Genomic DNA, 16427 nt, shown 5'->3' with positions numbered 1-16427 from the left:
AGAACCGGAATGACTGACGCTATCCGTTACGAAAAAGGCCAGGACAACGTCGTCGTCCTGACCATGGACATGCCCGGGCAGAGCGCCAACACCATGAACGGTGTCTACCGCGAGGCGATGGCGAAGACCATCGCACGGCTGGAGGCGGAGAAAGAGGGGATCGCCGGCGTGGTGCTGACCTCGGCGAAGAAGACCTTCTTCGCCGGCGGCGATCTCAACGAGCTGATCAAGGTCACCAAGGCCGACGCCCCGGTCTTCTACCAGGGCATCCTCGAACTCAAGGGCCAACTGCGGCGCCTGGAGACCCTCGGCAAGCCGGTGGTCGCCGCGATCAACGGCGCTGCGCTGGGCGGCGGCTGGGAGATCTGCCTGGCCTGCCACCACCGCATCGCCCTGGACAATCCCGGCGTGCAGCTCGGCCTGCCGGAGGTGACTCTCGGCCTGTTGCCGGGCGGCGGCGGGATCGTGCGCATGGTGCGACTGCTTGGCCTGGAGAAAGCCCTGCCGTACCTCGCCGAAGGCAAGAAGGTGCGTCCGGCGGAAGCGCTCAAGGCCGGGCTGATCCACGAACTGGCCGACAGCCCCGAGGAAATGCTGGAGAAGGCCCGCGCCTGGATCCTCGCCAACCCGGCGGCGAAGCAGCCCTGGGACAGCGCCGGCTACAAGATTCCCGGCGGTACGCCTGCCAGTCCCAACGTGGCGCAGATGCTGGCCATCGCACCGTCGGTGCTGCGCGACAAGACCAAGGGTTGCTTCCCGGCGCCCGAGAAGATCATGTGCGCGGCGGTGGAAGGCGCCCAGGTCGATTTCGACACCGCGCAACTGATCGAGGCGCGCTATTTCACCGAGCTGACCACCGGCCAGGTGGCGAAGAACATGATCGGCACCTTCTGGTTCCAGCTCAACGAGATCAACGCCGGCAAGTCGCGGCCGCAGGGGTATCCGGTGCGGGCGACGAAGAAGGTCGGCGTGCTCGGCGCCGGGATGATGGGCGCGGGCATCGCCTACGTATCGGCGGCGGCCGGCATCGAGGTGGTGCTCAAGGACGTCTTGCTGGAAGCGGCGGAGAAGGGCAAGGCCTATTCGGCCAGGCTGCTGGACAAGAAAGTTGCGCGTGGGCACCTGTCCGCCGAGAAGCGCGACGCCTTCCTCGCGCGGATCGTGCCGAGCGTCAGCGAAGCCGACTTCGAAGGCTGCGACCTGATCATCGAGGCGGTCTTCGAGGACCGCGCGCTGAAAGGCAAGGTCACCGCCGAGGCCGAGAAGCATGCCCTGGCCGATGCGGTGGTGGCATCCAATACCTCGACCCTGCCGATCACCGGGCTGGCCCAGGCGGTGGCGCGGCCGGAGAAGTTCATCGGCCTGCACTTCTTCAGCCCGGTGGACAAGATGCCGCTGGTGGAGATCATCCGCGGCGAAAAGACCAGCGACGAAACCCTGGCGCGCGGCTTCGACTACGTGCTGCAGATCAAGAAAACGCCGATCGTGGTCAACGACAGCCGCGGCTTCTTCACCTCGCGGGTATTCGGCACCTTCACCAACGAAGGCATCGCCATGCTCGGCGAAGGCGTGAGCGCCGCGATGATCGACAACCAGGCGCGCCAGGCCGGTATGCCGGTGGGGCCGCTGGCGATTTCCGACGAAGTCTCGCTGAGCCTGATGACCCACATCCGCAACCAGACCGCCCGTGACCTCGAGGCCGAGGGCAAGGCTCTGCCGACGCACCCCGCGTTCGCCGTGATCGACCTGATGGTCAATGAGTACAAGCGCCCGGGCAAGGCGGCCGGCGCCGGCTTCTACGACTACCCGGCGAACGGCAGGAAACATCTCTGGGCGGAACTCAAGAGCCGCTTCGAGAAGCCCGATGCGCAAATATCCGCCGAGGACGTACGCGACCGCCTGCTGTTCATCCAGGCCATCGAGACCGTGCGTTGCGTGGAGGAGGGGGTATTGCACTCCACCGCCGACGCGAACATCGGCTCGATCTTCGGTATCGGTTTCGCCGCCTGGAGCGGGGGCGCCTTGCAGTTCATCAACCAGTACGGCCTGAAGGACTTCATCGCCCGCGCCCAATACCTGGTCGAACAGTACGGCGAGCGCTTCGAGCCGCCGGCGCTGTTGCTGGAGAAGGCGGCGAAGGGCGAGCTGTTCTGAGTCCTGGCGTCGCATGGAGAGCCGGCCTTCGGGCCGGCTTTCCGCGGCGGATGACGCCACCCCGGTATGCCCAGGTTCTTGCCAGCCAGGCCGCCACGGGTAGGGCGAATAGCGCCATGGGCGCTATCCGCCGATATGCCGAGGTTCGGCGGATAACCGCGATGCGGTTATCCGCCCTACGCCGTGCGTCGATACAGGCCAGCCTCCATGCTTGCCTCCAGGCCGCCACGGGCGCTTCCGCCGATGTGCCTACGCGGGACCTGGGTGTTCCTCGCCGGGGTAGCGCAGCAGGTCGATCACGGTGCTCAACGCCGCCGGGTGGTTGCGGCGGTTCGGATAATAGAGATGGAAACCGGGAAAGGGGGCGCACCAATCCGCCAGGACCCGTTCCAGGCGGCCGGCGGCGAGGTGCTCGGCGACTTCCTCCTCGATGGCGAAGGCAATCCCGACATCGGCCAGCGCCGCCTGTAGCATCAGGCGCGGGTCGTCGAGGACCAGCGGTCCGCTCACGGCCACCGAAAGCGCTTTCGTGCCCTTGCTGAATTGCCATTTGTAAAGCTCTCCGGAAGACACCTTGCGCCAGCCGATGCAACGGTGGCCGAGCAATTCCTCCGGGCTACCCGGCCTGCCTTGCCGTCGGAAGTAGGCCGGGGTCGCGACGATGGCCAAGCGCAGGTCCGGGCCGACCCGCACGGCGCGCATGCCGTGCTGGAGGTCTTCGCCGAGGCGGATGCCGGCGTCGAAACCGGCTTCGACGATATTGGCGAAACCCTCGTCCGCCACCACTTCCAGGGTGATGCCGGGATAGTCGCGGGCCAGTTCGCCGAAACGTGGCGCGAGGACGAGACCGATGGCGTTTCGCGGTGCGTTGATTCGTACCAGGCCGTGAGGCGTTTCGCGAAAGCGGTTAAGGCTGTCCAGCGCGGCGGCGATGTCTTCGAACGCCGGGTCCAGGTGTGCCAGCAGGTGCTCGCCGGCCTCGGTCGGCGAGACGTTGCGAGTGGTGCGGTTGAGCAGGCGGATGCCGAGCTGGGTTTCCAGTTCGCGCAGGGTGTGGCTGAGCGTCGGCGGGGTTACGCCGAGGGTGGCGGCGGCGCGGCGGAAACTGCGTTCGCGAGCGATGGCGACGAAGGCGGCGAGACCGGCGAGATCGGGCTTCTTCATTGGATTATTAAAATAACTCGATCAATGAAAGAGATTTTTCCAGGATAGTTAGCTATTCGGCAGCAATATAGCATCGTCGGGAAACCTGGCTCATGAACAGGGTGGGGCCGGGGAAACCGCTCTTTTCAGAGCCCTCCGACGAGGTCGTACGATGCAGCATGTCCGTCTTGGCAACAGCGGCCTGAAAGTCTCCCGACTCTGCCTGGGGTGCATGACCTATGGCGATCCGGCGTGGCGTCCATGGGTGCTGGACGAGGAACGGGCGCGTCCGTTCATTCGCGAGGCGCTGGAAGCCGGGATCGACTTCTTCGACAGTGCCGATATCTATTCCACCGGCGAGAGTGAGCGGATCCTCGGACGCGCGCTCAGGGACTTCGCGCAGCGCGAGGACCTGGTAATCGCCACCAAGGCGTTCTTTCCCATGAGCGACAGGCCCAACGCCTGCGGCTTGTCGCGCAAGCATCTGCTTGCCAGCGTGGATGCCTCGCTGCGGCGGTTGGGTACGGACTACCTGGATCTCTTCGTGATCCATCGCTTCGATCCGGAAACCCCGATCGAGGAAACCTGCGAAACCCTCGACAGCCTGGTGCGTGCCGGCAAGGTCCGTTACCTCGGCGCCTCGTCGATGCCGGCCTGGCGCTTCATGAAGATGCTCGCCTTCCAGCGCCACCACGGCCTGGCGCAATTCATCTCGATGCAGAGCCAGTACAACCTGATCGTTCGCGAGGACGAGGAGGACCTCGTGCCGCTGTGCCGGGAAGAGGGGATCGCGTTGACGCCCTGGTCGCCGCTGGCGCGTGGGCTGCTGGCCGGAGCGCGAAGCGCCGGCACGCTGCGGACCCGGACGGACGAACAGGCCCCGCGCTGGTACGGCGGCAGGGAGGAAGTCGAGTCGACACTCGGCGCGTTGGAGAAACTCGCCGCTGCCCGCGGGCTTCCACCGGCGCAACTCGCCCTGGCCTGGCTGCTTGGCCGGAACGGTGTCGCCGCGCCGATCGTCGGCCTGTCCAGGCCGCATCACCTCGAGGATGCCCTCGCGGCGCTGACGCTGGACCTCGCCGAAGAGGAGTGCGCCACGCTGGAGGCGCCGCTCACGGTGCGCGCCCGGACCCCGCGCTGGTAGGGCGCACATCGACGGAGAAAGCATGATGAGACGACAGGCTTCCGTGTTGCTGCTGGTATCCATGGTATCGGCGACCGTCTTGCCGGTTTTCGCCCGTGCGCCGGGCGAGCGCGAGCCGTCCTGCGCCGCGACGAGCATCGTCCTGCCAGCGGGGGCCCGGTATCCCAACGGCATCGCCCATGCCGCCGATGGAACGCTGTACGTCGGTCTGGTCACCAGCGGGCGCATCCTGCGCAAGCCTCCCGGGGGCGAGTGGGAAACCTTCTTCGCCGGCAGCCCGGCGATCTTCGCTGCCACCGCGCTGCGGCTGGACGAGCCGCGTGGCCTGCTCTGGGGCAATTCGCCGGACTTCCTACCCGCTGGCCGGCGCCGGCCGCATGGGGTGTTCGCCCTGGATCTCGCGGCCGGTGCCGTGCGCCGATATCTGACCCTGCCCGGCGACGGGATGGGTAACGATCTCGCGGTGGCGCCGGACGGAACGGTCTACCTGAGCGAAACCCGGGATGGCAGCCTGATGCGGCTGCGGCCCGGGGAACCGGCGTTCCAGGTGTTGCTGCGCGACAGCCGCCTGGCCGGCCCCGGCGGCCTGGGCGCGGCGGGCATCGTCCGGGTGGACGACGACACCCTGCTGGTCGGCAACTTCGGTAGCGGGGCGATCCATGTCGTCGAAGGGGTCGCCTCGCGTCCGCGGCTGCGCGAGATGGAGCTGCCCCGAACGCTGGAGAATCCGGACGGCATGGCGCTGGCTCCGGACGGCTCGCTGATCGTGCTGGAGAACGCCATCCGCAGCGGTGCCGGCAAGGTGCTGCGGATCGCCGAGCCGCTCGCTCCAGGGCGGCGCGGCATCGAAGTGATACGCGAGGGCCTGGAGTCGCCGGTCAACCTGACCGTCACCGGACAGGGTTGCGCCTATGTCAGCGAGTCACGCATTCGCCACCGCCTGTTGCCGGGGCGCGAGGGCGAGGTGCCGGCGCGTTTCCTGATCCACCGGCTGCCCCTGGACGCGGCCGGGGGCGGTTGATCGGCCGCTCAGGCGTTGGCGAAACGACCCTCCAGATAGGCGATGATCTCGCTGGATTCGTACATCCAGCGCACCTGGCCGTTTTCCTCGATGCGCAGGCACGGCACCTTGACCTTGCCGCCGCCTTCCAGCAAAGCCTGGCGGGCCTGCGGATCGTTCATGGCGTCCTTGAGTTGCATCGGCAGGTTCAGCCGGTGCATGGCGCGGCGTGTCTTCACGCAGAACGGACAGGCGCGGAACTGGTAGAGCGACAGGTTCCGCAGCGCCCGCTCGACCTCGGCCTGGGCCTCGGCGCTGCGCTGCAGCTTGCGGGGGCGGCTGACGAAGTCGGCGAGGATAATCGCCTGACCCAGTCCGTTACGTACTGCCTTGAGCAACATGGCGTGTGCCTCGCGGGAAAACCGCCAGTTTACGTGGCGGTTCCGGGCATGGGGAGTCCTTCCGTCTCCTGTGCAGATTTCTTTACGGCTGGGCGTCTCGGGAATCTTTCTGCCGGCTGCTTGTTTTTTGGCGAATCGTCCGGATATTCCTTTCGAGGCCAGGGCGACGGTTCCCTTGCCCGCGCTCCTGTGTTAATTAAATCAAACGAAAACGACAATAACCCCACTTCTTCAGAGAGTCTTTATGTCGCTCCGCATCTGTATCCTGGAAACCGATATCCTTCGTCCCGAGCTGATCGAGCGCTACGAAGGCTACGGCCGGATGTTCCAGCAACTGTTCGCCAAGCAACCGATCGCCGCCGAATTCGTCATCTACAACGTGGTGGAGGGGCGCTATCCGGCGGACGACGAGCGCTTCGACGCCTACCTGGTGACCGGCAGCAAGGCCGACTCCTTCGGTCCCGACCCGTGGATCCAGACCCTGAAGACCTTCCTCCTGGACCGCTACGAGCGCGGCGACAAGCTCCTCGGCGTGTGTTTCGGCCACCAGTTGCTGGCCCTGCTGCTCGGTGGCAAGGCCGAGCGCGCCAGCCAGGGCTGGGGCATGGGCATCCACCAGTACCAGTTGAACGAACGGGCCGACTGGATGAGCCCGGCGCTGTCGGACCTGACCCTGTTGATCAGCCACCAGGACCAGGTCACCCGGCTGCCGGAAAACGCGCGGGTGATCGCTTCCAGCGACTTCTGTCCCTATGCCGCCTACGCCATCGGCGACCAGGTGCTGTGCTTCCAGGGGCATCCCGAGTTCGTCCACGACTACTCCCGCGAACTGCTCGAACTGCGCCAGCAGCACCTGGGCGAGGAACTCTATCGCAAGGGGGTCGATAGCCTGGCGGGGGACCACCAGGGCACCGTCGTCGCCGAATGGATGATGCGTTTCGTCGCGCGCCAGCCGACCGGCGCCTGAGCCGGCTCCGCGCCATGCGAGCGCCGCCAGCCTCCCGGGGTTGGCGGCGTTTTCGTTTCAGGCCGGGCAGTCGAGGATGAAGCGCTCCGGGATCCAGCGCTGCGGGCGTGCCGGCGGGGTGCCGCTCTGCAGCTTCAGCGCCAGGTTGGCCGCCAGCGCGCGGACCATCGCCTGGTTGCATTCGATGGTGCGCGCCAGTGCGCCTGCCGAGCCTTGGGCGAGGCCGAGTAGCGAGTAGCCATTGGTCAATATCGCCAGGGCGGCGACGATCCAGAATTTCCGTGTTTGCCTTCTCATGCTGTTTCCCGGGAAAGAAGCCGGCGTTCAACCGGCGCGTCGACTGTTCAACCCCGAGAGCAGGCCTGGCAGGGCCTGGCCGATCTGGTTGGAGAAGGTCGTGGCGGTGTCGTTGTCCGGTATGGCGTTCCTGGCGCTTTCGGCGCCGGCGACGAGGCTCAGCACGACCAGCATGAGGATGGCGTACAGACCCAGGGTGGCCAGGGCGGTGTTGCGGGCGTAATGGCGTGGGCTGCGACGTTTCATGGCGGCTTCCGTGATCGATACCTCGGATGGGCATAGGATCGCGGAGAAGAATTCGATTGGATAACGAATTTTCGCGCTATTAAATATCGACAGAAATGATGCTTTGGCCGAACGACCGGTACGGGTTGCGGGGCCCGGGTTCGGGCCCGATGGATCAGGACGAAGTCGGCGCGAGCAGGCGATCGACCACCTGCCGGGCTCGCTCGAAGGAGGGGTAGCCGCTGCGCGCGACCGGCAGCTCGGCGTAGGCCTGGCGATAGGTCTCGGCCTTGGGAATGTCGGCGCGCGGCAACAGGAAGGGCTCGGCGTAGATCTTGTAGAGCATTGCGTTGGCCAGCGGGTAGCGTCGCTCGGCGGAACGTTCGAGGAGGCGGGTGATGCGCTCGCAATCGCTGGCCTGGCCGTCGCGGCGAGCGAACAGCACGGCCTGGTAGAAGTCCGCCTCGCCGCTGCGGTCGTCGCGCGCCGCGCGCTCCAGCAGGGCCTGGGCCAGCGGCAGGCGATCGCGGTCGTTGGCGACGATGATCAGTTTCGCCTGCAGCATGTCGTTCTCGTACAGCAGTTTTTCCCTGTCGCTGTCCTGGCGGCAGGTGGCGCAGCTTGCCAACAGCGGGATCAGGCAAAGTGCAATCCATTTCGGCATGGCGGTTGTTTCCTTGTCATGGATGAGACGGCACGAGGCTGGAATCCAATGGAGAGGCGAGGCGCCTCCAAGGTTCCCTCGCATGCAGTCTAGTCGGCCCGTAGCGGATGGGACCGGCCGTCTTTGATACGCATCAACTGGCGCCGGCGGGCAAGGCGTACGGTGAAAGATGCAGGGCGGCGCACGAAGCGCCTGTCCCGAAGCCAAGAAGGAAACGCTCATGATTCGTGAAGTTGAAGGTGACATTCTGCTTTCCGGGGCCCAGGTGATCGCCCACGGCATCGCGCCCCAGGACCATTTCGACAGCGGCCTGGCCCTCGCCTTGCGCGAACGCTGGCCGTCGATGGTTCGCGACTACCGGCATGCCGCCCATGCCAGAGCGCCCGAGCCGGGCGGCATCTGGGTCTGGGCCGGGGTCGACGAGCAGGGCAAGACCCAGTGCATCGTCAACCTGATCACCCAGGGCATGCTGCACAGCGGTCGCAGCGCCAAGCCGGGCAAGGCGAGCCTGGAGGATGTCGGCCATGCCCTGCGCGAGCTGGCCCGCTATGTGCGCAGCGAAGGGGTGAGCAGCCTGGCTCTGCCCTGCGTGGCGACGGGAGTGGGCGGGCTGGACTGGTCCGAGGTCAAGCCGCTGGTGGTTCGCCACCTGGGCGACCTGGAGATCCCGGTGATTCTCTACGAGGTCTATCGCAAGGGCGTGGCGGCCGAGGAAAAGCTGGCCTGAACGAAAAGCCCGGCGTGAGCCGGGCTTTTCAGGGTTGCGGGGAAAAGAAAAACGTTCCTGGCAGGCGGCGTTCAACCCTGCGCATCGGTGTCGCTCGCGGTTGGCGCCGTAGCCTGTTGCTGCTGGGCCTGCTCGATGGCGTGCTGGTTCAGTTGGACCATGCGGTTTTCCATCAGGCTGGATTCGTCGGCGAAGCTGGCTTGCACTGCGAGGGTGGTAGCCATGCCGAGGAGAATGGCGGCGAAGACATTGCGTTTCATGATGACCTCCGGTTTTCCTTGGGAATGTCATCAGGATAATTCGTAATAATTTTTTAAAAATAGCAGTTCTGGAGAGTTACCTTTGCGTAATAAGTAATTATTGGGCGCAAAAAAGCCCGGTATCAACCGGGCTTTCGCTGGAGCGGGCCTTAGCCCAGGTGCTTCTTGTCCAGCTCGATCGCCTGGTCGAGGGTTTCCAGCAGTGCCTTGCGCACCTTGAGCTTGGTATTGCGGTGCGCGGTCATGTTGAGTTTCTTCAACTGCTGGGCCGCTGCACGCGCGCTTTCCTGCAACTGGTCGGCGCTGACCAGGGTGTCGAGGAAGCCGGCATCCACCGCAGCGGCCGGACTGAACATCTCGGCATTGATGACCGAGCGGGTGAACGCCGACTTGCGCAGGCGATCGCGGGCCAGTTCGATGCCGACATGGTGCATGGTCATGCCGATGGCGACTTCGTTCAGGCCGATCTGGAACGGCCCGTCGACGCCGATCCGGTAGTCGGCCGAGAGCAGCAGGAAGGCGCCCTTGGCTACCGCGTGCCCGGGGCAGGCGACGATCACCGGGTAGGGATGGGAGAGCAGGCGGCGAGCCAGGGTCGAGCCGGCAGCGACCAGGTTGACGGCATTCTCCGGGCCGGAGGTCATGACCTTCAGGTCGTAGCCACCGGAGAGGATGCCCGGCTGGCCGGTGACGATGACCACGGCCTTGTCCTGCAAGGCCTGGTCGAGAGCCTGGTTGAAGGCGTCGATCACCGCCGGGGAGATGGCGTTCACCTTGCCGTTGTTGAGGGTCAGGGTGGCGATGCCGTCTTCGAACTGGTAGCTGATCAACTCGCTCATGGCAGGATTCCTTTTGGTGGAGTGGCGCAGACCTTACTGATGGGCGTCGTCGGCGTAAAGCGCTTTGGCTGACCCGCGGGTCATGCGCGATTGTGCTTGCGCGGGCCTCCCGAGCAGGGCTCCAGTGACGCCTGCGCGTTCCTGGCAGAAGAAACGGTTGAGTCTGGCCGGGGAAGACAGCAATATGGGCCCTATCGTTAGTCCGGCCTTGCATGCGGTGCAGGTCACCCGTTTCGAGGATGTCCGCCAGGCGCGCTCAGCCGCCGGGACGAGAACGGACGAAGTTATCCGGCGGCCTGCTGAAGGCCGGTACGCGGGGGCATCCTCGCGAGGAACCCTATCAATCAGGCGCGGGTCGGGTTACGAACCCGTTGAGGAGATCCAAAGTGAGCGAGTCCCTGTCCATCCATCATGACGTGGGCGGCCATCAGTTCGAGACGACGGTGGATGGCCATCGTGCCTATCTGGCGTATATGGACCTGGGCAAGCAGACGCTGGACATCTACCGGACCTTCGTACCGGATTCGCTGCGGGGTCGCGGTATCGCCGCCGCGCTGACCGAACACGCCCTGCAGTACGCCGACCGCATGGGCTACAGCGTGATCCCGTCCTGCTCCTACGTGGAGCGTTACATCGAGCGTCGCCAGCGTCAGGCCGATCCGGCCGCCTGAGCAGGTGCGCAATGAAAAACGCCGGGCATCAGCCCGGCGTTTTCGTTTCCGCCTCGCTCAGCCGCGCTGGCGTTTCGGCAGCACGTCCTTGAGCTTGGCGTGCATGCTGCGGATGCTCTTCTCGGTGGTCGCCCAGTCGATGCATGCATCGGTGATGGAGACGCCGTACTGAAGTTGGTCGAGATCCTTCGGAATCGGCTGGCTGCCCCAGCCCAGGTGGCTTTCCACCATCAGGCCGACGATCGAGTTGTTGCCTTCGACGATCTGGTTGCTGACGTTGTCCATCACCAGCGGTTGCAGGGCCGGGTCCTTGTTGGAGTTGGCGTGGCTGCAGTCGACCATGATGTTCAGCGGGATTTTCGCCTTGTTCAGGTCCTGCTCGCAGAGCGCGACGCTGACCGAATCGTAGTTCGGCTTGCCGTTGCCGCCGCGCAACACCACGTGACCATAGCGGTTGCCCTTGGTGGTGACGATGGATACGCCGCCCTGCTGGTTGATGCCGAGGAAGCGATGCGGGCTGGAGACCGACTGCAGGGCATTGATCGCCACGGTCAGGCTGCCATCGGTGCCGTTCTTGAAGCCGACCGCGGAAGACAGGCCGGAGGCCATCTCGCGGTGGGTCTGCGATTCGGTGGTACGGGCGCCGATCGCCGACCAGCTGATCAGGTCCTGCAGGTACTGCGGGGAAATCGGGTCGAGCGCTTCGGTGGCGGTGGGCAAGCCTTTCTCGGCGAGGTCGCGGAGCAGTTGGCGACCGATGTGCAGGCCATCCTGGATCTTGAACGAGTCGTCCAGGTACGGATCGTTGATCAGGCCTTTCCAGCCCACCGTGGTACGCGGCTTCTCGAAGTACACGCGCATCACCAGGAACAGCGTATCCGCCACTTCGGCCGCGAGCGCCTTGAGGCGGTCGGCGTATTCGTGGGCGGCCTTGATGTCGTGGATGGAGCAGGGGCCGATCACCACGAACAGACGGTGGTCCTTGCCATCCAGGATGTCGCGCACCACCTGGCGACCATGGGCCACGGTCTGCAGGGCCTTGTCGGTCAGGGGAATTTCACGCTTGAGCTGCTCCGGCGTGATCAGGGTCTCGTTGGAGGCAACGTTAAGGTCGTCGATCTGTAAATCAGCCATCGTGGTACTCAATCAGGTCACGGGCGCCGGTCGCCGGGAGGCCCCCTGCGAAAGGGCGCAGGCATGAAGTTCGCAAACGGGGAGACGAACCTTAACGTGTCGGGCCGGGCCTAGACAATGGGCGGGACGCGGTTCGCCGGTGTTTTCCCCGCTCTGCGCACGTTTTCTTCGTTGCTCCGGGCCAAGGCTGCCAGCGGAGTTGCAGGTGAGGCCGCCGCGGACGATATTGTGCAGGTGCTGCGGAGGGGCGCGCCTTGCGCGTATCCGCTGGCCGAGGAGGGCGCCAGCGCTATCGCAGGAGCCGAAGCATACGGATGATGGTCGGGCCCCATTTCTTCCTTTCTATCGAGGTCAGCAGCGTGCCGTCCCTGGAACTCACCGATCTGGACGCCGACCGGCAGTTGCTTGCCCTGGAAGGGGTTTCGCTGTTGGTATTCACCAGCGAAGGCTGCGCGTCGTGCCGCTGGGCCCGGCGCCATCTCCCCGCGATGGACCTGCCCATCGAGCGCCTGTGCTGGGTGGACGCCGGCCGCAATGGCGGCCTGGTGGAACGCTACGGCGTCTTTCACCTGCCGGCCCTGTTCATGGTCCGCGACGGCCGCTTCCATGGCGCACTGAACGTTCCGCTGCACCAGGAAGCCTTGCGGGGTGCGGTGCTGGCGGGGTCGACCGCTTTACCTGAGGAGTTGCCCTGATGGATTCAAAGCAGCAACGGATCGGCGTCATCGGTACGGGAGCCATCGGCGGCTTCTATGGATTGATGCTGGCGCATGCCGGTCACGACGTGCATTTTCTCCTGCGCAGCGAGTTCGAGGCGGTCAATCGCGCCGGACTCAGCCTGAATAGTGCGGTGCATGGCTTCCGGCGCCTGGCGCCGGTCCAGGCCTACCATTCGGCGCAGGACATGCCGCCCTGCGACTGGTTGCTGGTGGGCGCCAAGACCACCGGCAATCACGAACTGGCACCCCTGATCCGCGCAGCGGCGGCGCCGGGAGCCAAGGTTCTGCTGCTGCAGAACGGTCTGGGCGTGGAGGAGCGGCTGCGGCCGCTGCTGCCGGAAAGCCTGCATCTGCTGGGCGGCCTCTGCTTCATCTGTGTGCATCGCGGCGAACCGGGCGTGATCGAGCACCAGGCCTACGGCGGAGTGAATCTCGGCTATCATTCCGGACCGGCCGACGAGCGACGCCGGCGCGAGATCGTCGAGGAGGGTGCCGCGCTGTTCCGCGAGTCCGGGCTGGAGTCCACGGCGATGCCCGACCTGGAGCAGGCGCGCTGGCAGAAGCTGGTCTGGAACATCCCCTACAACGGGCTGTCGGTATTGCTGAAGAGCAGCACCGCGCCGCTGATGGCCAACGCGGACAGTCGGTCGCTGATCGAGGCGATCATGGAGGAAGTCATCGGTGCTGCCGGCGCCTGCGGCTTCATCCTGCCTGAGGGCTATGCGGACCAACTGTTGGCGGCGACCGAGCGGATGCCCGACTATCGGCCGAGCATGTACCACGACTTCGCCCATGGGCGGCCACTGGAGCTGGCGGCGATCTATGCCGCGCCCCTGGCCCGCGCTGCTGCTGCGGGCTACCGGATGCCCAGGGTCGAGGCGCTGCACCAGGCGTTGCGCTTCCTCGAAGCGCAACCGCGCTGAAGGGCCGAGCGCGGCGACCAGCCGGCGCCGCGCTCGCAGGGAGAAAAGGGATTTACCCCAACGGGCCGGAAAAAGCCTGAAACAGCAGGGAACGCTAGGAGAATGGATGCTTGCTGCTAATCTGCTAATGAGGCCCGCCGCGCAGGCTGTCGAGGAGGCCGCATGATTCGTTCGATTCTCTACGCCACCGATCTGGGGCTCTATGCTCCCTATGTCCTGCAACACGCCCTGTCGCTGACCCGCGCCTACAACGCCGAGCTCTATGTCGTCCATGTGGTGGAGCCCCTCGGGCTGTTCGCCGAGTCGGTCCTGCAGACCTACCTTGACACCGAGCGTCTCCAGGACCTGCGGGCGCAAGGGCTGGACAACGTCATGGAAAGCATCGAGAAGCGGGTCCTGGAAGGGTTTCGCGATGAACTCGGCGAGTTGCCCCAGGATGCGGCGCTGGTCAAGAGCGTGCGGGTGGTGCAGGGCGACCCGCCGCAGATGATCCTCGATGAGGCGGAAAAGCTGGCCGTGGACCTGATCGTCGCCGGCAGCCATAGCCACGGCACCCAGCTCGACACGCCGCTGGGCCGGACTGCCGCGCGTCTGGTGCAACTGGCGGAGGTACCGGTGTACCTGGTGCCGATGTTGCAGCACCGTAGTCGCGACCTGTAGGCCAGCGGTCGGCTGGTGAAAAAGCGTGCAAAATCAAAAAAAACGTCTAATTTTATTCCTCAAACCATTAATATGGTTATATACCTTCGGTTCTTGATCGCCGGTCGCGACAACCTTTTCGAGGAATCTCCATGAAGCTTCAGCAATTGCGCTATATCTGGGAGGTTGCGCACCACGACCTCAACGTCTCCGCCACGGCGCAGAGCCTCTATACTTCGCAGCCGGGCATCAGCAAGCAGATCCGCCTGCTGGAGGACGAACTGGGCGTCGAGGTGTTCGCTCGCAGCGGCAAGCACCTGACCCGTGTGACGCCGGCGGGGGAGCGGATCATCCATACCGCCGGCGAGATCCTGCGCAAGGTCGAGAGCATCAAGCAGATCGCCCAGGAATTCTCCAACGAGAAGAAGGGCACGCTGTCCATCGCCACTACCCACACCCAGGCGCGCTATGCGCTGCCCAACGTGATCAGCGGCTTCATCAAGCAGTACCCGGACGTCTCCCTGCACATGCACCAGGGCACGCCGATGCAGATCGCCGAAATGGCCGCCGACGGCACCGTCGACTTCGCCATCGCCACCGAGGCGCTGGAGTTGTTCGGCGACCTGATCATGATGCCCTGCTACCGCTGGAATCGCTGCGTCATCGTGCCCCACGGGCATCCGCTGACCAAGCTGCCGAAACTGACCCTGGAAGCCCTGGCCGAGCAGCCGATCGTCACCTACGTGTTCGGCTTCACCGGCCGCTCCAAGCTCGACGAAGCCTTCAGCCAGCGCGGCCTGGTGCCCAAGGTGGTATTCACCGCGGCCGATGCCGACGTGATCAAGACCTACGTGCGGTTGGGCCTGGGGGTCGGCATCGTGGCGCACATGGCGGTCGATCCGAAGCTCGACAACGACCTGGTGATCCTCGACGCCAGCCACCTGTTCGAGTCCAGCGTGACCAAGATCGGCTTCCGCCGCGGCACCTTCCTGCGCGGCTTCATGTGCGACTTCATCGAGAAATTCGCTCCGCACCTGACCCGCGAGCTGCTGGCCAAGGCCGTGCAATGCCACAACAAGGCCGAGCTGGACGAGTTGTTCGACGGCATCGAACTGCCGGTCTACTGATCGCCTCGGCCCATGAAAAAGCCCGGCCTGGTGCCGGGCTTTTTCATGGCTGGCCCTCAGAGCATGTCGAGATTGTCGCGACCGGCCAGCCTGGCCAGCGCTTCGCGATCAGCGTCCGCGGACTGCTCGGCTCGCGGTTCGAGGACTTCATGGAGGAAGCTCATGAACACGGTGTAGACCTGTTCGCGCCCGTCGTCGTGGCGAACCACGAAGAACGGCGCGGTCTCTACGCCATATTGGGCGGCGACCATCCAGCCTGCGCTGTTCGGGTCGCGTTCGTCGGCCACCAGGGTGCGATGGATGCGCGGCAGGTAGCCGCCTTGTTCCAGGCGTTGCCGGACTTCCTTGCACTTGCGGCAGTCCTCGCCGTTGGCGAGGACTTTCTTGACCATGGTGATGCGCATGCTGGGTCTCCGCTCGGGGTTCGACCTGCACTTTACCCCGATTGCATACGCTCTATCGACGGTTTCAGGCCTTGCTGATCAGGTTGCCGGCGTGCAGCCCGCACTCCTTGTGGGTGGCTTCCTCCCACCACCAGCGGCCCTCGCGCTCGTGCTGGTTGGGCAGCACCGGACGGGTGCAGGGTTCGCAGCCGATGCTGATATAGCCGCGTTCGTGCAGGCTGTTGTAGGGCAGTTCGAGCATGCGGATATAGCCCCAGACCTCCTCGCTGGTCATGGACGACAGCGGGTTGAATTTGTACAGCGGCTTTTCCGGCGTGGAAAAGGCACCGTCGATTTCCAGCACCGCCACCTGGCTGCGCGTGCCGGGGCTCTGGTCGCGGCGTTGGCCGGTGGCCCAGGCGCGCACGCCGGCGAGCTTGCGCTTGAGCGGTTCGATCTTGCGGATGCCGCAGCACTCGCCGTGGCCGTCCCGGTAGAAGCTGAACAGGCCCTTTTCCTTCACCAGGGGTTCGAGCAGGCGCGGGTCGGGGGAAAGCACGTCGATGGCGATGCCGTAGTGTTCGCGGACCTGGTCGATGAAACGATAGGTTTCCGGGTGCAGGCGACCGGTGTCGAGGCTGAACACCTTCACGTTGCGGTTGAGCTTCCAGGCCATGTCTACCAGGACGACGTCCTCGGCGCCGCTGAAGGAGATCCACAGCTCGTCGCCGAAGTGCTCGAAGGCGGCTTTCAGGATGTCCTGGGGGGATTTGTCGGCAAGGCTGGAGGCGAGGGCGGGAAGGTCGAAAGGCTGGCTCATCGGGCTGGGGTCCTGGTGCTGGGCGGCGCTGTTGCGCTCTGTGGCGGGAATGGTAGCAAAGGGCGGCATATGGCCCTAAATAACCATTTACCCCTGTCGACCTTGATTCCAGGAATAAGCCGGCGTTGCCTTGCCCTCGGCGAGGGGCTAGAGTGCCGCGTCCGTCGTCACCCCATCGTTCAGAGAATTT

20 protein-coding genes are annotated in these 16427 nt (G+C 65.0%); 10 read left to right on the top strand and 10 right to left on the bottom strand.

Annotated elements, in window-relative coordinates:
- The first annotated feature begins 9 nt into the window (after window positions 1-9).
- The gene (locus tag ACM0M4_RS17775; protein ID WP_221345406.1) at window positions 10-2154 is read left to right on the top strand and encodes a 3-hydroxyacyl-CoA dehydrogenase NAD-binding domain-containing protein; all 2145 of its coding nucleotides are present in this window, start codon (window positions 10-12) and stop codon (window positions 2152-2154) included.
- Window positions 2155-2403: 249 nt separating this feature from the next.
- On the opposite strand, the gene ACM0M4_RS17770 is transcribed toward ACM0M4_RS17775, so the two are convergent.
- Window positions 2404-3318 carry a LysR family transcriptional regulator gene (locus tag ACM0M4_RS17770; protein ID WP_004342915.1) on the bottom strand — a complete coding sequence of 305 codons (915 nt, stop codon included), beginning with the start codon at window positions 3316-3318 and terminating at the stop codon, window positions 2404-2406.
- Window positions 3319-3469: 151 nt separating this feature from the next.
- Here ACM0M4_RS17770 and ACM0M4_RS17765 point away from each other — a divergent pair, with 151 nt between their 5' ends.
- Both ACM0M4_RS17765 and ACM0M4_RS17760 read left to right on the top strand, forming a co-directional pair.
- Window positions 3470-4441, top strand: a complete 972-nt coding sequence (locus ACM0M4_RS17765; protein ID WP_003117709.1) for an aldo/keto reductase — start codon at window positions 3470-3472, stop codon at window positions 4439-4441.
- A 22-nt stretch (window positions 4442-4463) separates the two neighbouring features.
- A complete protein-coding gene (locus ACM0M4_RS17760; protein WP_042853652.1) occupies window positions 4464-5462 on the top strand; it encodes a hypothetical protein in 999 nt (332 codons plus the stop codon).
- A gap of 8 nt (window positions 5463-5470) precedes the next feature.
- Here the strand turns inward: ACM0M4_RS17760 and ACM0M4_RS17755 are convergent, their stop codons facing one another.
- A complete protein-coding gene (locus tag ACM0M4_RS17755; RefSeq protein WP_003087752.1) occupies window positions 5471-5842 on the bottom strand; it encodes a glutaredoxin family protein in 372 nt (123 codons plus the stop codon).
- Window positions 5843-6086: 244 nt separating this feature from the next.
- On the opposite strand from ACM0M4_RS17755, the gene ACM0M4_RS17750 reads away from it, so the two are divergent.
- Window positions 6087-6809: an amidotransferase gene (locus ACM0M4_RS17750; RefSeq protein ID WP_054376042.1), complete on the top strand. Its 723-nt coding sequence runs from the start codon at window positions 6087-6089 to the stop codon at window positions 6807-6809.
- A gap of 57 nt (window positions 6810-6866) precedes the next feature.
- On the opposite strand, the gene ACM0M4_RS17745 is transcribed toward ACM0M4_RS17750, so the two are convergent.
- From ACM0M4_RS17745 to ACM0M4_RS17735, 3 genes are all read right to left on the bottom strand, one after another.
- Window positions 6867-7106 carry a hypothetical protein gene (locus tag ACM0M4_RS17745; protein WP_003087754.1) on the bottom strand — a complete coding sequence of 80 codons (240 nt, stop codon included), beginning with the start codon at window positions 7104-7106 and terminating at the stop codon, window positions 6867-6869.
- A gap of 27 nt (window positions 7107-7133) precedes the next feature.
- Window positions 7134-7352 carry a hypothetical protein gene (locus ACM0M4_RS17740; RefSeq protein WP_054376038.1) on the bottom strand — a complete coding sequence of 73 codons (219 nt, stop codon included), beginning with the start codon at window positions 7350-7352 and terminating at the stop codon, window positions 7134-7136.
- 154 nt (window positions 7353-7506) lie between these two features.
- Complete coding sequence (locus ACM0M4_RS17735) at window positions 7507-7995, bottom strand: hypothetical protein (RefSeq protein ID WP_025297358.1); 489 nt, start codon at window positions 7993-7995, stop codon at window positions 7507-7509.
- A gap of 220 nt (window positions 7996-8215) precedes the next feature.
- Between ACM0M4_RS17735 and ACM0M4_RS17730 the strand changes: the two genes are divergently transcribed.
- Window positions 8216-8722 carry a macro domain-containing protein gene (locus tag ACM0M4_RS17730; RefSeq protein ID WP_003087757.1) on the top strand — a complete coding sequence of 169 codons (507 nt, stop codon included), beginning with the start codon at window positions 8216-8218 and terminating at the stop codon, window positions 8720-8722.
- A 71-nt stretch (window positions 8723-8793) separates the two neighbouring features.
- Here the strand turns inward: ACM0M4_RS17730 and ACM0M4_RS17725 are convergent, their stop codons facing one another.
- Window positions 8794-8982 carry a hypothetical protein gene (locus ACM0M4_RS17725; protein ID WP_003087758.1) on the bottom strand — a complete coding sequence of 63 codons (189 nt, stop codon included), beginning with the start codon at window positions 8980-8982 and terminating at the stop codon, window positions 8794-8796.
- Between the two features lie 149 nt (window positions 8983-9131).
- Window positions 9132-9821, bottom strand: coding sequence for a crotonase/enoyl-CoA hydratase family protein (locus ACM0M4_RS17720; protein WP_003087759.1), 690 nt, complete (start codon window positions 9819-9821; stop codon window positions 9132-9134).
- 386 nt (window positions 9822-10207) lie between these two features.
- On the opposite strand from ACM0M4_RS17720, the gene ACM0M4_RS17715 reads away from it, so the two are divergent.
- Entirely contained in the window at window positions 10208-10492 is a 285-nt protein-coding gene (locus ACM0M4_RS17715) for a GNAT family N-acetyltransferase (protein ID WP_003087762.1), read from the top strand.
- A 57-nt stretch (window positions 10493-10549) separates the two neighbouring features.
- Here the strand turns inward: ACM0M4_RS17715 and ACM0M4_RS17710 are convergent, their stop codons facing one another.
- Window positions 10550-11626, bottom strand: a complete 1077-nt coding sequence (locus tag ACM0M4_RS17710; RefSeq protein ID WP_003087765.1) for a 3-deoxy-7-phosphoheptulonate synthase — start codon at window positions 11624-11626, stop codon at window positions 10550-10552.
- 317 nt (window positions 11627-11943) lie between these two features.
- On the opposite strand from ACM0M4_RS17710, the gene ACM0M4_RS17705 reads away from it, so the two are divergent.
- The 4 genes from ACM0M4_RS17705 to cysB all read left to right on the top strand — a co-directional run bounded on the left by ACM0M4_RS17705 (window position 11944) and on the right by cysB (window position 15034).
- Window positions 11944-12321, top strand: coding sequence for a thioredoxin family protein (locus tag ACM0M4_RS17705; protein WP_003120319.1), 378 nt, complete (start codon window positions 11944-11946; stop codon window positions 12319-12321).
- Window positions 12321-13268, top strand: coding sequence for a putative 2-dehydropantoate 2-reductase (locus ACM0M4_RS17700; protein ID WP_003140019.1), 948 nt, complete (start codon window positions 12321-12323; stop codon window positions 13266-13268). The genes ACM0M4_RS17705 and ACM0M4_RS17700 overlap by 1 nt, the downstream gene beginning before the upstream one ends.
- A 162-nt stretch (window positions 13269-13430) precedes the next feature.
- Window positions 13431-13928, top strand: coding sequence for a universal stress protein (locus ACM0M4_RS17695; protein WP_003087770.1), 498 nt, complete (start codon window positions 13431-13433; stop codon window positions 13926-13928).
- 131 nt (window positions 13929-14059) lie between these two features.
- Window positions 14060-15034: an HTH-type transcriptional regulator CysB gene (cysB, locus tag ACM0M4_RS17690; protein ID WP_003087775.1), complete on the top strand. Its 975-nt coding sequence runs from the start codon at window positions 14060-14062 to the stop codon at window positions 15032-15034.
- Window positions 15035-15090: 56 nt separating this feature from the next.
- On the opposite strand, the gene ACM0M4_RS17685 is transcribed toward cysB, so the two are convergent.
- Window positions 15091-15438 carry a hypothetical protein gene (locus ACM0M4_RS17685; protein ID WP_003098081.1) on the bottom strand — a complete coding sequence of 116 codons (348 nt, stop codon included), beginning with the start codon at window positions 15436-15438 and terminating at the stop codon, window positions 15091-15093.
- A gap of 64 nt (window positions 15439-15502) precedes the next feature.
- A complete protein-coding gene (locus ACM0M4_RS17680) occupies window positions 15503-16237 on the bottom strand; it encodes a phosphoadenylyl-sulfate reductase (RefSeq protein ID WP_003087779.1) in 735 nt (244 codons plus the stop codon).
- Window positions 16238-16427 lie beyond the last annotated feature (190 nt).

It is taken from the genome of Pseudomonas sp. 18-147 (assembly GCF_051048045.1).
Classification (GTDB): domain Bacteria; phylum Pseudomonadota; class Gammaproteobacteria; order Pseudomonadales; family Pseudomonadaceae; genus Pseudomonas; species Pseudomonas aeruginosa.
This window is presented reverse-complemented; position numbering and strand designations above follow the sequence as displayed.

Bases quoted from the DNA above. Each gene is read 5' to 3' on its own strand.
- ACM0M4_RS17775 (WP_221345406.1), top strand. From the start codon at position 10: ATGACTGACGCTATCCGTTACGAAAAAGGCCAGGACAACGTCGTCGTC.
- ACM0M4_RS17770 (WP_004342915.1), bottom strand. From the start codon at position 3,318: ATGAAGAAGCCCGATCTCGCCGGTCTCGCCGCCTTCGTCGCCATCGCT.
- ACM0M4_RS17765 (WP_003117709.1), top strand. From the start codon at position 3,470: ATGCAGCATGTCCGTCTTGGCAACAGCGGCCTGAAAGTCTCCCGACTC.
- ACM0M4_RS17760 (WP_042853652.1), top strand. From the start codon at position 4,464: ATGATGAGACGACAGGCTTCCGTGTTGCTGCTGGTATCCATGGTATCG.
- ACM0M4_RS17755 (WP_003087752.1), bottom strand. From the start codon at position 5,842: ATGTTGCTCAAGGCAGTACGTAACGGACTGGGTCAGGCGATTATCCTC.
- ACM0M4_RS17750 (WP_054376042.1), top strand. From the start codon at position 6,087: ATGTCGCTCCGCATCTGTATCCTGGAAACCGATATCCTTCGTCCCGAG.
- ACM0M4_RS17745 (WP_003087754.1), bottom strand. From the start codon at position 7,106: ATGAGAAGGCAAACACGGAAATTCTGGATCGTCGCCGCCCTGGCGATA.
- ACM0M4_RS17740 (WP_054376038.1), bottom strand. From the start codon at position 7,352: ATGAAACGTCGCAGCCCACGCCATTACGCCCGCAACACCGCCCTGGCC.
- ACM0M4_RS17735 (WP_025297358.1), bottom strand. From the start codon at position 7,995: ATGCCGAAATGGATTGCACTTTGCCTGATCCCGCTGTTGGCAAGCTGC.
- ACM0M4_RS17730 (WP_003087757.1), top strand. From the start codon at position 8,216: ATGATTCGTGAAGTTGAAGGTGACATTCTGCTTTCCGGGGCCCAGGTG.
- ACM0M4_RS17725 (WP_003087758.1), bottom strand. From the start codon at position 8,982: ATGAAACGCAATGTCTTCGCCGCCATTCTCCTCGGCATGGCTACCACC.
- ACM0M4_RS17720 (WP_003087759.1), bottom strand. From the start codon at position 9,821: ATGAGCGAGTTGATCAGCTACCAGTTCGAAGACGGCATCGCCACCCTG.
- ACM0M4_RS17710 (WP_003087765.1), bottom strand. From the start codon at position 11,626: ATGGCTGATTTACAGATCGACGACCTTAACGTTGCCTCCAACGAGACC.
- ACM0M4_RS17705 (WP_003120319.1), top strand. From the start codon at position 11,944: ATGGTCGGGCCCCATTTCTTCCTTTCTATCGAGGTCAGCAGCGTGCCG.
- ACM0M4_RS17700 (WP_003140019.1), top strand. From the start codon at position 12,321: ATGGATTCAAAGCAGCAACGGATCGGCGTCATCGGTACGGGAGCCATC.
- ACM0M4_RS17695 (WP_003087770.1), top strand. From the start codon at position 13,431: ATGATTCGTTCGATTCTCTACGCCACCGATCTGGGGCTCTATGCTCCC.
- cysB (WP_003087775.1), top strand. From the start codon at position 14,060: ATGAAGCTTCAGCAATTGCGCTATATCTGGGAGGTTGCGCACCACGAC.
- ACM0M4_RS17685 (WP_003098081.1), bottom strand. From the start codon at position 15,438: ATGCGCATCACCATGGTCAAGAAAGTCCTCGCCAACGGCGAGGACTGC.
- ACM0M4_RS17680 (WP_003087779.1), bottom strand. From the start codon at position 16,237: ATGAGCCAGCCTTTCGACCTTCCCGCCCTCGCCTCCAGCCTTGCCGAC.